Source organism: Citrobacter portucalensis (assembly GCF_002042885.1).
GTDB lineage: Bacteria > Pseudomonadota > Gammaproteobacteria > Enterobacterales > Enterobacteriaceae > Citrobacter > Citrobacter portucalensis.
Genome location: NZ_MVFY01000005.1, coordinates 36947 through 50304 on the forward strand (window position 1 = coordinate 36947; position 13358 = coordinate 50304).

General features: G+C 54.6%; 8 protein-coding genes. All 8 read left to right on the forward strand.

All coding sequences use genetic code 11. From position 1 onward, the window contains the following. The first annotated feature begins 169 nt into the window (after window positions 1–169). On the forward strand, window positions 170–1417 hold the full coding sequence (locus BZK40_RS08920) for an MdtA/MuxA family multidrug efflux RND transporter periplasmic adaptor subunit (protein ID WP_020996658.1): 1248 nt from the start codon (window positions 170–172) through the stop codon (window positions 1415–1417). Then, window positions 1417–4539 (forward strand): MdtB/MuxB family multidrug efflux RND transporter permease subunit, encoded by a 3123-nt coding sequence (locus BZK40_RS08925; RefSeq protein WP_008785211.1) that lies wholly within the window; start codon window positions 1417–1419, stop codon window positions 4537–4539. Before BZK40_RS08920 ends, BZK40_RS08925 begins: the two co-directional genes overlap by 1 nt. Then, the gene (mdtC, locus tag BZK40_RS08930) at window positions 4540–7620 is read left to right on the forward strand and encodes a multidrug efflux RND transporter permease subunit MdtC (RefSeq protein WP_079934519.1); all 3081 of its coding nucleotides are present in this window, start codon (window positions 4540–4542) and stop codon (window positions 7618–7620) included. Next, window positions 7617–9029, forward strand: coding sequence for an MFS transporter (locus tag BZK40_RS08935; protein ID WP_003834276.1), 1413 nt, complete (start codon window positions 7617–7619; stop codon window positions 9027–9029). Before mdtC ends, BZK40_RS08935 begins: the two co-directional genes overlap by 4 nt. Continuing rightward, window positions 9029–10432, forward strand: a complete 1404-nt coding sequence (gene baeS, locus BZK40_RS08940) for an envelope stress sensor histidine kinase BaeS (protein ID WP_003834277.1) — start codon at window positions 9029–9031, stop codon at window positions 10430–10432. Before BZK40_RS08935 ends, baeS begins: the two co-directional genes overlap by 1 nt. Then, entirely contained in the window at window positions 10429–11151 is a 723-nt protein-coding gene (gene baeR, locus BZK40_RS08945) for an envelope stress response regulator BaeR (protein ID WP_032943946.1), read from the forward strand. Before baeS ends, baeR begins: the two co-directional genes overlap by 4 nt. A gap of 135 nt (window positions 11152–11286) precedes the next feature. Beyond that, a complete protein-coding gene (locus BZK40_RS08950) occupies window positions 11287–11619 on the forward strand; it encodes a YegP family protein (protein WP_048224506.1) in 333 nt (110 codons plus the stop codon). 159 nt (window positions 11620–11778) lie between these two features. Then, a complete protein-coding gene (trhP, locus tag BZK40_RS08955) occupies window positions 11779–13140 on the forward strand; it encodes a prephenate-dependent tRNA uridine(34) hydroxylase TrhP (protein WP_032943948.1) in 1362 nt (453 codons plus the stop codon). Window positions 13141–13358: the final 218 nt, after the last annotated feature.

The window sequence follows — 13358 nt, forward strand, 5'->3', positions numbered from 1 at the left end:
TTGCGTATTCGCTATCTTCACCACCGATTGTTGCGTAACGCCTCGCAAAGCCGCGTCAGCATTCAGACGAATCCCGACAGTGTTTCATAATTCCTCCATTTTTCTCCCTTGTTCGCTGGCTAAACTAGTATCATTCCGCGAATCGTTTCAGGATGAGAAACTCATAACAATGAAAGGCAGTAATAAATCCCGCTGGGTGATAGCAATCGTGATCGTCGTGGCCGCCGTCGCCGCCATCTGGTTCTGGCAAAGCCGTAGCGCATCCCAGGGAACCGCACCGGGCGCAACCAAACCCGCGCAGCACACGGCGGGGTCAGGACGGCGTGGAATGCGCTCCGGACCGTTGGCTCCCGTGCAGGCTGCCACCGCCACCGAGGAAGCCGTGCCACGTTACCTGACAGGGCTGGGGACCGTTACTGCCGCAAATACCGCCACGGTGCGTAGTCGGGTGGATGGTCAACTCATCGCCTTACACTTTGAGGAAGGACAACAGGTTAAGGCCGGTGACCTGCTAGCAGAAATAGATCCCAGCCAGTTCAAAGTTGCTCTGGCTCAGGCGCAGGGACAACTGGCAAAAGATAAAGCCACGCTGGCGAATGCCCGTCGCGATCTTGCCCGCTATCAACAGTTGGTTAAAACCAATCTGGTCTCCCGTCAGGAGCTGGACGCCCAGCAGGCGCTGGTCAACGAGACGTTAGGCACAATCAAAGCGGATGAAGCCAGTGTCGCCAGCGCTCAGTTGCAGCTCGACTGGAGCCGGATAACCGCGCCTGTCGATGGTCGTGTCGGCCTGAAACAGGTCGATGTCGGTAACCAAATTTCCAGCGGCGATACCACCGGAATCGTCGTCATTACGCAAACGCATCCCATCGACCTGATATTTACGTTGCCTGAAAACGACATTGCTACCGTGTTGCAGGCACAAAAATCGGGGAGCCAGCTGAAGGTCGAAGCCTGGGACCGAACCAATTCGCAAAAACTGAGCGAAGGCGTCCTGCTCAGTCTCGACAATCAGATTGATGCCACCACCGGAACAATCAAAGTTAAGGCTCGTTTTAACAATCAGGATGATGCTTTATTCCCTAACCAGTTCGTTAACGCCCGCATGCTGGTCGACACACAACAAAATGCCGTTGTGATCCCAACTGCCGCTCTGCAAATGGGTAACGAAGGCCACTTTGTCTGGGTACTGAATAGCGACAATAAAGTGAGCAAACACCTGGTTAAACCGGGTATTCAGGATAGCCAAAAAGTGGTGATTGCCGCCGGGCTTTCTGCGGGTGATCGGGTCGTGACCGACGGGATTGACCGTCTGACGGAAGGCGCAAAAGTCGAAGTCGTTGAGGCGCACGACGCCTCTGTTTCCGACGAGAAAACAGCGCCACGCGGATACGGCAAAAAAGGAGCTAACTCCTGATGCAGGTGTTACCTCCGGACAACACAGGCGGACCATCGCGCCTGTTTATTCTGCGCCCCGTCGCCACCACGCTGCTGATGGTCGCGATTTTGCTTGCCGGAATTATCGGTTATCGCTTCCTGCCAATCGCCGCCTTACCTGAAGTGGATTACCCCACGATTCAGGTCGTTACGCTCTACCCTGGCGCCAGCCCGGACGTCATGACCTCGGCGGTCACCGCACCGCTTGAACGTCAGTTTGGACAGATGTCTGGCTTAAAACAGATGTCATCACAAAGCTCCGGTGGCGCATCGGTCGTTACGTTACAGTTTCAACTGACGCTCCCGTTGGATGTTGCCGAGCAGGAAGTTCAGGCCGCGATTAACGCCGCCACCAATTTATTACCCAGCGATCTCCCTAACCCTCCGGTCTACAGCAAGGTAAACCCGGCAGATCCACCGATCATGACGCTGGCGGTCACATCCAGCGCCATGCCGATGACGCAGGTGGAAGATATGGTCGAAACCCGCGTCGCGCAGAAAATCTCTCAGGTATCCGGCGTGGGCCTGGTAACACTTTCCGGTGGGCAACGTCCGGCGGTCCGCGTGAAGCTTAACGCTCAGGCCATTGCCGCACTCGGTCTGACCAGCGAAACCATCCGTACGGCCATTACCGGTGCCAACGTCAATTCGGCAAAAGGGAGTCTTGATGGTCCAACGCGTGCCGTTACCCTTTCAGCCAACGACCAGATGCAGTCCGCGGATGAATATCGTCAGCTCATTGTTGCCTATAAAAACGGGGCACCGGTTCGTCTGGGCGATGTCGCCACCGTTGAGCAAGGGGCCGAAAACAGCTGGCTGGGCGCATGGGCCAATAAGCAACAAGCTATAGTAATGAATGTTCAGCGTCAGCCTGGCGCAAACATCATCTCCACGGCAGACAGTATCCGCCAGATGCTGCCGCAGCTCACCGAGAGCCTGCCCAAATCGGTTAAGGTCAGCGTACTTTCCGATCGTACAACCAATATTCGTGCGTCCGTAGCGGATACCCAATTTGAGTTGATGCTGGCGATTGCGCTGGTAGTCATGATTATCTACCTGTTTTTGCGCAATATTCCGGCAACTATTATTCCTGCAGTCGCCGTACCGTTATCGTTAATCGGTACTTTCGCGGTGATGGTATTTCTTGATTTCTCCATCAACAACCTGACCCTCATGGCGCTAACCATCGCGACAGGCTTTGTGGTGGATGACGCTATCGTGGTTATCGAGAATATTTCACGCTATATCGAAAAAGGCGAAAAACCGCTGACTGCTGCCCTGAAGGGCGCGGGCGAGATTGGTTTTACCATCATCTCTCTGACATTTTCACTGATCGCCGTACTGATCCCACTGCTATTTATGGGTGATATCGTAGGTCGATTATTCCGGGAGTTCGCTGTGACGCTGGCCGTGGCGATTCTGATTTCCGCCGTTGTCTCACTCACTCTTACGCCGATGATGTGCGCGCGTATGCTGAATCAGGCCTCATTGCGTAAGCAAAACCGCTTCTCCCGTGCCTCAGAGCGCATGTTTGATCGCGTTATTGCCGGGTACGGCCACTGGCTGGCGAAAGTGCTCAACCATCCGTGGCTCACGCTGAGCGTTGCGCTCGGCACGCTGGCGCTGAGCGTTATGCTATGGGTCTTTATCCCCAAAGGCTTCTTTCCGATCCAGGATAACGGCATTATCCAGGGCACGCTACAGGCACCGCAGTCCAGCTCATTTGCCAGCATGGCCCAGCGCCAGCGTCAGGTTTCAGATGTCATTCTGAAAGATCCGGCGGTAGAAAGCCTGACCGCTTTTGTCGGTGTGGACGGCACTAATACGGCATTGAACAGCGCGCGCTTACAAATCAACCTTAAGCCGCTGGATGAACGCGACGATCGGGTGCAGAAAGTGATTGCGCGCCTACAGGACGCGGTTGACAGAGTTCCCGGCGTTGACCTTTATCTTCAGCCCACTCAGGACCTGACGATTGATACTCAGGTCAGCCGGACGCAATATCAGTTCACGTTGCAAGCGACATCCCTTGATGCCCTCAGCACCTGGGTTCCACAGCTGATAGCAAAACTAAATCAGCTACCGCAACTGTCCGATGTCAGTAGCGACTGGCAGGACAAAGGGCTGGTAGCGTATGTGAACGTCAATCGCGACAGCGCCAGCCGTTTGGGCATCAGCATGTCAGATGTCGACAACGCCCTGTACAACGCCTTCGGCCAGCGACTGATTTCAACCATCTACACCCAGGCAAATCAGTATCGCGTGGTGTTAGAACATGACACCAACAATACGCCAGGGCTTGCGGCACTGGATACAATACGTCTGACCAGTAGCGACGGCGGCATAGTACCGCTCAGCGCGATCGCCAGTGTTGAACAGCGTTTTGCCCCGCTGTCGATTAACCACCTCGATCAGTTCCCGGTCACCACCATCTCGTTCAACGTGCCAGACGAGTGGTCGCTGGGTGATGCGGTACAGGCCATTCTGGATACCGAAAAAACGCTTAACCTGCCCGCCAATATTACCACCCAGTTCCAGGGCAGCACGCTCGCCTTCCAGGCCGCGCTGGGAAATACCATCTGGTTGATTGTGGCTGCGGTTGTCGCGATGTATATCGTCCTCGGCGTGCTGTATGAGAGCTTTATTCACCCAATTACTATTCTCTCCACGCTGCCGACGGCGGGCGTCGGGGCGCTTCTGGCGTTAATGATTGCCGGGAGCGAACTGGACGTCATCGCGATTATCGGCATTATTTTGCTCATCGGTATCGTTAAGAAAAACGCCATCATGATGATCGACTTTGCCCTTGCCGCGGAGCGCGAACAGGGAATGTCACCACGCGATGCCATTTTCCAGGCTTGTCTGCTGCGTTTTCGCCCGATCCTGATGACTACACTGGCGGCACTGCTCGGCGCGTTGCCGCTGATGTTGAGTACCGGCGTGGGCGCAGAGTTACGTCGTCCATTAGGTATTGGCATGGTCGGTGGGCTGCTGGTGAGTCAGGTATTAACCCTGTTTACCACCCCGGTGATTTATCTGCTGTTTGACCGTCTGTCGTTGTACGTGAAAAGCCGCTTCCCGCGTCAGGAAGAGGAAGCGTAAATGAAATTTTTCGCGCTTTTCATTCATCGTCCGGTGGCGACCATTCTCATTTCGGTAGCCATCACCCTGTGCGGCATACTCGGATTTCGTCTGCTGCCGGTCGCTCCGCTACCGCAGGTGGATTTTCCGGTGATCATGGTCAGCGCATCGTTACCGGGTGCCTCACCCGAAACGATGGCGTCCTCGGTCGCAACTCCGCTGGAGCGCTCTCTGGGACGCATTGCGGGCGTGAACGAAATGACTTCGAGCAGTTCACTTGGAAGTACGCGTATTATTCTCGAATTCAAATTCGACCGTGACATCAATGGCGCGGCGCGGGACGTTCAGGCCGCAATTAACGCCGCGCAAAGTCTGCTACCCAGCGGGATGCCGAGCCGACCAACGTATCGCAAAGCCAACCCTTCCGATGCGCCAATCATGATCCTGACGCTAACATCGGACACGTACTCGCAAGGTGAATTGTACGATTTCGCATCAACCCAGCTGGCGCAGACCATCGCACAGATCGACGGCGTGGGCGACGTGGACGTTGGAGGCAGCTCACTGCCTGCCGTGCGTGTAGGGCTTAATCCTCAAGCGCTGTTTAACCAGGGCGTGTCGCTGGACGACGTACGTAGCGCAATTGACAACGCCAACGTGCGTAAGCCGCAGGGCGCTGTCGAGAATGATACCCACCGCTGGCAGGTCCAAACCAACGATGAGCTGAAAACCGCCGCCGAATACCAGCCGATTATCATCCACTACAATAACGGCGCGGCGGTACGACTGGGCGACGTTGCGTCTGTAACCGACTCGGTGCAGGACGTACGCAACGCGGGGATGACCAATGCCAAACCGGCCATTCTGCTGATGATCCGCAAGCTACCGGAAGCCAATATTATTCAGACGGTAGACAGCATTCGCGCCAAATTGCCGGAGCTACAAACGCTGGTCCCGGCCGCTATCGATCTGCAAATAGCCCAGGACCGCTCGCCGACTATTCGCGCCTCGCTGGAAGAAGTCGAACAGACGCTGATTATCTCCGTGGCGCTGGTTATCCTGGTGGTCTTTATTTTCCTGCGCTCCGGGCGTGCGACGCTGATCCCCGCAGTAGCAGTTCCGGTCTCGCTGATCGGTACCTTTGCCGCCATGTATCTGTGTGGATTCAGCCTGAACAACCTGTCGTTGATGGCGTTAACCATTGCCACGGGATTTGTCGTCGATGACGCCATCGTGGTGCTGGAAAATATTGCCCGCCACCTGGAAGCAGGAATGAAGCCGCTCCAGGCGGCGTTACAGGGTACGCGCGAAGTGGGATTCACCGTGCTCTCCATGAGTCTGTCGCTGGTGGCGGTGTTCCTGCCACTGCTATTAATGGGCGGATTGCCTGGGCGCTTGCTGCGCGAATTTGCCGTCACGCTGTCGGTTGCTATCGGTATCTCGCTGCTGGTGTCGCTGACATTAACGCCAATGATGTGCGGCTGGATGCTCAAATCCAGCACCCCGCGCGAACAGTCTCGCAAGCGGGGTTTTGGTCGTGTGCTAGTGGCGCTGCAACAGAGTTACGGCACCTCGCTTAAATGGGTGCTGCGCCATACGCGGCTGGTAGGCGTGGTGTTGCTTGGCACCATCGCGCTGAATATCTGGCTTTATATTTCCATCCCCAAAACCTTCTTCCCGGAGCAGGATACGGGTGTATTGATGGGTGGGATCCAGGCCGACCAGAGCATCTCATTTCAGGCCATGCGCGGCAAACTGCAGGACTTTATGAAGATCATCCGCGACGACCCGGCGGTGAATAACGTCACCGGTTTTACCGGTGGTTCGCGGGTCAACAGCGGGATGATGTTTATTACCCTCAAGCCACGTGATGAGCGCCATGAAACCGCTCAGCAGGTGATCGATCGCCTGCGCGTCGCGCTTTCAAAAGAGCCAGGTGCGAATCTGTTTTTAATGGCGGTGCAAGATATTCGCGTTGGTGGACGCCAGGCCAACGCCAGCTATCAATACACATTGCTGTCCGACGATCTCGCGGCGCTGCGTGAGTGGGAACCGAAGATCCGTAAGGCGCTTGCCGCCCTGCCCCAACTGGCAGACGTCAACTCCGATCAGCAGGACAATGGCGCGGAGATGAATCTGATTTACGATCGCGATACCATGTCTCGTCTGGGGATCGACGTGGCAGCCGCCAACAGCCTGTTGAATAATGCTTTCGGACAACGACAGATCTCTACCATCTATCAGCCGATGAACCAGTACAAAGTGGTGATGGAGGTCGATCGACGTTACACCCAGGACATCAGCGCACTGGACAAAATGTTCGTCATCAACAATGACGGTAAAGCGATCCCGTTATCGTACTTTGCTAAATGGCAGCCGGCGAATGCGCCACTATCTGTGAACCATCAGGGCTTGTCTGCCGCCTCAACCGTGTCGTTTAACCTGCCGACAGGTTCTTCACTGTCAGAAGCGACAGAGGCCATCAACAGAACCATGACCCAGCTCGGCGTCCCTTCCACGGTTCGCGGTAGCTTTGCCGGTACCGCACAGGTATTTCAGGACACCATGAATTCGCAGGTGATCCTGATTATCGCCGCCATCGCCACGGTCTATATCGTGCTGGGGATGCTGTATGAAAGCTATATCCATCCGCTGACCATTCTCTCCACGCTACCTTCGGCTGGCGTCGGGGCGTTGCTGGCGCTGGAACTGTTCAATGCCCCGTTCAGCCTAATCGCCCTGATAGGGATCATGCTATTAATTGGCATTGTGAAGAAAAACGCCATCATGATGGTCGATTTTGCGCTGGAAGCGCAGAGAAACGGCAAGCTACAGCCGGAAGAAGCTATTTTCCAGGCCTGCTTGTTGCGCTTTCGCCCAATAATGATGACCACGCTGGCGGCGTTGTTTGGCGCGTTGCCGTTGGTGTTATCCGCAGGAGATGGCTCTGAACTGCGTCAGCCTTTGGGGATAACCATTGTCGGTGGGCTGGTCGTGAGCCAGCTCCTGACGCTGTACACCACGCCCGTGGTCTATCTCTTTTTCGACCGTCTGCGTCTGCGTTTTTCGCGTAAAAACAGCAAACCGGTAGCAGAGTTATGACAGAACTTCCCGACAGCACCCGCTGGCAACTTTGGATTGTGGCATTTGGCTTTTTTATGCAGTCGCTGGATACCACCATCGTTAACACCGCGCTTCCCTCGATGGCGGCAAGCCTCGGGGAAAGCCCGTTACACATGCATATGGTCATTGTGTCATATGTTTTAACTGTTGCCGTGATGCTGCCCGCCAGCGGATGGCTGGCGGACAAAGTTGGCGTGCGTAATATCTTCTTCACCGCCATCATCCTGTTTACGCTTGGCTCGCTGTTTTGTGCCGGGTCTAGCACGCTCAACGAGCTGGTGATGGCGCGCGTCTTACAAGGCGTTGGCGGCGCGATGATGGTGCCGGTCGGCAGGCTAACGGTGATGAAAATCGTCCCGCGTGAGCAATATATGGCGGCAATGACGTTTGTCACTTTACCCGGTCAAATCGGCCCGCTGCTGGGCCCAGCGTTAGGCGGGATTCTGGTTGAATACGCCTCCTGGCACTGGATATTTTTGATTAACATTCCGGTAGGCATTGTCGGCGCAATAGCGACGTTAATGCTGATGCCCAACTACACCATGCAAACCCGACGTTTCGACCTCTCAGGGTTCGCGATGCTGGCGGTCGGCATGGCGGTACTGACGCTGGCGCTCGATGGCAGCAAAGGAACCGGCCTCTCCAGTATCACGCTGGCGGCGCTGGTTATCTGCGGGGTATTGGCTATTGCGCTGTATCTGAAACACGCCCATCGTAATCCGCGTGCGCTATTCAGCCTGAATCTGTTTCGCACACCAACCTTCTCGCTAGGTCTTTTCGGCAGTTTTGCCGGACGCATCGGCAGCGGCATGTTGCCGTTTATGACACCGGTGTTTTTACAGATTGGCCTCGGTTTTTCACCTTTTCATGCCGGGCTGATGATGATCCCGATGGTGCTGGGCAGTATGGGCATGAAGCGCATTGTGGTGCAGGTCGTTAACCGCTTTGGTTACCGTCGTGTACTGATTACCACTACGCTTGGCCTGTCGCTGGTCAGTCTGTTGCTAATGACCACGGCACTGCTGGGCTGGTATTACGCCCTGCCCTTCGTGCTGTTTTTACAGGGAATGGTCAACTCAACGCGTTTTTCATCCATGAACACGCTTACGTTAAAAGATCTGCCTGACGATCTGGCCAGCAGCGGTAACAGCCTGCTGTCGATGATCATGCAGCTTTCGATGAGTATTGGTGTGACCATCGCTGGCCTGCTGCTGGGCATGTTCGGCCAACAGCATATCGCCATCGACAGCGGAAGTACGCATACCGTCTTTATGTATACCTGGCTGTGCATCGCCTTCATCATTGCGCTGCCCGCCATTATTTTTGCCCGCGTGCCGAACGACACGCAAACCAACGCGGTGATTTCACGGCGCAAAAGGAGCACCTGATGAAGTTCTGGCGGCCCGGTATCACCGGCAAACTGTTTCTGGCGATTTTCGCCACCTGCATTGTGTTGCTGATCAGCATGCACTGGGCCGTACGCATTAGCTTCGAACGTGGTTTTATTGACTATATCAAGCACGGCAACGAGCAGCGGCTGCAAATGCTCAGCGACGCATTAAGCGAGCAGTACGAGCAGCACGGCAACTGGCGATTCTTACGCAATAACGATCGTTTTGTTTTCCAGATCCTGCGCTCTTTTGAACACGACAACGACGATGATAAACCGGGTCCAGGCATGCCGCCGCACGGCTGGCGTACACAGTTTTGGGTTGTCGACCAAAACGCCCGTGTGCTTGTCGGCCCGCGCGGCCCAGTTCCTCGCGACGGCATGCGCCATCCCATACGCGTTAACGGTAGCGAAGTGGGCGCCGTGATTGCCTCTCCTGTGGAACGCTTAACGCGGAATACGGATATCAATTTCGACATGCAGCAACGACGATCCAGTTGGCTTATCGTTGCGCTCTCCACGATCCTGGCCGCGCTGGCGACATTTACGCTGGCGCGCAGCCTGCTGGCCCCGGTTAAGCGGTTGGTGGAAGGCACGCACAAACTGGCGGCGGGCGATTTCACCACTCGCGTTACGCCAACCAGTACGGATGAGCTGGGCAAGCTGGCGCAGGACTTCAACCAGCTCGCCAGTACACTGGAAAAAAACCAGCAGATGCGTCGTGACTTTATGGCCGATATTTCTCACGAACTGCGTACGCCGTTGGCGGTGTTGCGCGGTGAACTGGAGGCCATTCAGGATGGTGTCCGCCAGTTTACCCCTGACTCCGTTGCCTCGTTGCAGGCTGAAGTCGGTACGCTCACCAAACTGGTTGACGACCTTCATCAGCTCTCCATGTCAGATGAAGGCGCGCTGGCCTACCAGAAAACATCGCTGGACCTCATCCCCCTATTGGAAGTGGCAAGCGGCGCATTTCGTGAACGCTTCGCCAGCCGTGGATTGACCATACAGCTTTCGCTCCCCGACAGCATGACGGTATTTGGTGACAGGGATCGTCTGATGCAGCTGTTCAACAACCTGCTGGAAAACAGTCTGCGCTACACCGATAGCGGTGGCGGGTTGCATATCAGCGCCGAACAACGCGAACGCATGGTGTTATTAACCTTCGCAGATTCCGCTCCCGGCGTAAGTGACGAGCAGTTACAGAAGCTGTTTGAACGATTTTATCGCACCGAAGGCTCGCGCAACCGCGCCAGCGGAGGTTCCGGGTTGGGGCTGGCGATTTGCGTCAATATCGTACAAGCGCATAATGGTCTAATCCGCGCCGCCCATTCGCCTTTTGGTGGGGTTAGCATTACAGTAGAGTTACCGCTGGAACGCGATTTACAGAGAGATGTATGACTGAGTTACCCATTGATGAAAACACACCGCGTATTCTGATCGTGGAAGATGAGCCTAAGCTGGGGCAACTGCTGATCGACTACCTGCGGGCAGCGAGCTATGCCCCTACGCTGATCAACCACGGCGACCTGGTTCTGCCTTACGTGCGCCAAACGCCGCCCGATCTGATCTTGTTGGATCTGATGCTGCCCGGTACCGACGGTCTGACTCTGTGTCGGGAAATCCGCCGCTTCTCAGAAGTCCCCATCATGATGGTAACCGCTAAAATCGAAGAGATTGATCGCCTGCTAGGGCTGGAGATCGGTGCAGATGATTATATTTGTAAACCTTACAGCCCGCGTGAAGTTGTCGCGCGCGTAAAAACGATCCTGCGTCGTTGCAAACCGCAGCGCGAACTGCAACAAATGGATGCAGACAGCCCGCTTATCGTCGATGAAGGCCGTTTTCAGGCCTCCTGGCGTGGGAAGATGCTCGATTTAACGCCCGCCGAATTCCGCTTACTTAAAACGTTGTCACATGAGCCGGGTAAAGTGTTCTCCCGTGAACAGTTGCTCAATCATCTCTATGACGATTACCGCGTCGTTACAGACCGCACCATCGACAGCCACATTAAGAACCTGCGACGTAAGCTGGAGTCGCTGGATGCCGAGCAGTCGTTTATTCGCGCGGTCTATGGCGTGGGGTATCGCTGGGAAGCCGATGCCTGCCGAATTGCTTAAACTCTCATGCCCTTCAGGGCTCAGTTGTTCCGTGAGCCCTGGTAACTAGCAACTCTCCAAATATCGCTCATACTCTTTCTGACAATACTGTCGTCAATAACTGTTTGATATAAAACTTTTAATCAAGGAGTTCATATGGCTGGTTGGTTTGAATTAAGTAAGAGTAGCGATGATCAGTACCGCTTTGTTCTTAAAGCTGGGAACGGGGAAATAATCCTTACCAGTGAGCTTTACACTACAAAAGGCGCTGCAGAAAAAGGGATCGCATCTGTCCAGGCTAACAGCCCTCTGGATGAGCGTTATGAGAAAAAAACAGCGTCTAATGGCAAATTACATTTCAACCTGAAAGCTGCAAACCACCAGATTATTGGTAGCAGTCAACTGTATGCGAATGAACAGTCACGCGAGACCGGTATTGCTTCAGTTAAGACCAATGGTGTCAGTCAGACGATAAAAGATAAGACCTGATAATTATTTGCTCAGCCGGGTAACGCAACGCTGTCGCCCGGCGTTTTTCTTTACCTGACTTCCTCGCAGCGCTACAATGCCCGCCCTTAATATGGGGGCACTCCCCTAACCGCCTCATTGAGTGAGGCGAGTCTGACCTGTCATCAGAACGAGAAAATTATGTTTAAACCGGAACTCCTTTCCCCGGCGGGAACGCTGAAAAACATGCGTTACGCTTTCGCCTATGGCGCTGACGCTGTGTATGCGGGCCAACCGCGTTACTCACTGCGCGTACGCAACAACGAATTCAACCACGAAAACCTGCAGCTCGGCATTAATGAAGCCCATGAACTGGGTAAAAAATTCTATGTGGTGGTTAACATTGCCCCACACAATGCCAAGCTGAAGACCTTCATTCGTGATCTGAAACCGGTGGTGGAAATGGGGCCGGATGCACTGATCATGTCAGACCCTGGTCTGATTATGCTGGTGCGCGAAAACTTCCCTGACATGGACATTCACCTTTCAGTACAGGCTAACGCCGTAAACTGGGCGACGGTGAAATTCTGGAAGCAGATGGGGCTGACCCGCGTGATCCTCTCCCGCGAGCTGTCGCTGGAAGAAATCGAAGAGATCCGCACCCAGGTGCCGGATATGGAGCTTGAGATCTTCGTTCACGGCGCGCTGTGTATGGCCTACTCCGGCCGTTGCCTGCTTTCTGGCTATATCAACAAACGTGACCCTAACCAGGGTACCTGCACCAATGCCTGCCGCTGGGAATACAACGTGCAGGAAGGCAAAGAAGACGTGGTGGGCAATATCGTGCATAAGTACGAGCCTATTCCGGTACAAAACGTTGAGCCTACGCTGGGTATTGGCGCACCGACAGACAAAGTCTTTATGATTGAAGAAGCCCAGCGTCCGGGTGAGTATATGACCGCGTTCGAAGACGAACATGGCACTTACATCATGAACTCAAAGGATTTGCGTGCCATTGCCCACGTTGAACGCCTGACGCAGATGGGCGTGCATTCCCTGAAGATCGAAGGCCGCACCAAGTCATACTATTACTGTGCACGTACCGCGCAGGTCTATCGTAAAGCCATTGATGATGCCGCAGCCGGTAAACCGTTCGACCCGCAACTGCTGGAAACGCTGGAAGGCCTGGCGCATCGTGGTTACACCGAAGGGTTCCTGCGCCGCCATACCCATGACGACTATCAGAACTACGAATACGGCTTCTCTGTTTCCGAGCGTCAGCAGTTTGTCGGCGAATTCACCGGCGAACGTAAAGGTGAACTGGCCGCCGTACTGGTGAAAAACAAATTCACCGTCGGCGACAGCCTGGAGCTGATGACCCCACAGGGCAACATTAACTTTACCCTCGAACAGATGGAAAACGCGAAAGGTGAAGCCATGCCGGTTGCGCCGGGCGACGGTTACACCGTGTGGATGCCAGTACCAGAGGATATCGATCTGAATTATGCATTGTTGATGCGTAATTTTACCGGTGAGTCCACGCGCAACCCGCATACTAAGTAGTTAATTACGGTTATTTTTCAGCGTTCGGAAGATTCTTAGAAATCGATCACATACCGTTTCGTTCATTAAGGGTATTATCCCCTCCGCTGAAAAACATAACCCATAAATGCTAGCTGTACCAGGAACCACCTCCTTAGCCTGCGTAATCTCCCTTACGCAGGCTTATTTTTTGCCTGCCGTTTAAACTCCCCCGAATATCCCATTTCAAATCACGATTA

Excerpts from the sequence above, each read along its gene's own strand:
- BZK40_RS08920 (WP_020996658.1), top strand. The coding sequence starts at position 170 with ATGAAAGGCAGTAATAAATCCCGCTGGGTGATAGCAATCGTGATCGTC.
- BZK40_RS08925 (WP_008785211.1), top strand. The coding sequence starts at position 1,417 with ATGCAGGTGTTACCTCCGGACAACACAGGCGGACCATCGCGCCTGTTT.
- mdtC (WP_079934519.1), top strand. The coding sequence starts at position 4,540 with ATGAAATTTTTCGCGCTTTTCATTCATCGTCCGGTGGCGACCATTCTC.
- BZK40_RS08935 (WP_003834276.1), top strand. The coding sequence starts at position 7,617 with ATGACAGAACTTCCCGACAGCACCCGCTGGCAACTTTGGATTGTGGCA.
- baeS (WP_003834277.1), top strand. The coding sequence starts at position 9,029 with ATGAAGTTCTGGCGGCCCGGTATCACCGGCAAACTGTTTCTGGCGATT.
- baeR (WP_032943946.1), top strand. The coding sequence starts at position 10,429 with ATGACTGAGTTACCCATTGATGAAAACACACCGCGTATTCTGATCGTG.
- BZK40_RS08950 (WP_048224506.1), top strand. The coding sequence starts at position 11,287 with ATGGCTGGTTGGTTTGAATTAAGTAAGAGTAGCGATGATCAGTACCGC.
- trhP (WP_032943948.1), top strand. The coding sequence starts at position 11,779 with ATGTTTAAACCGGAACTCCTTTCCCCGGCGGGAACGCTGAAAAACATG.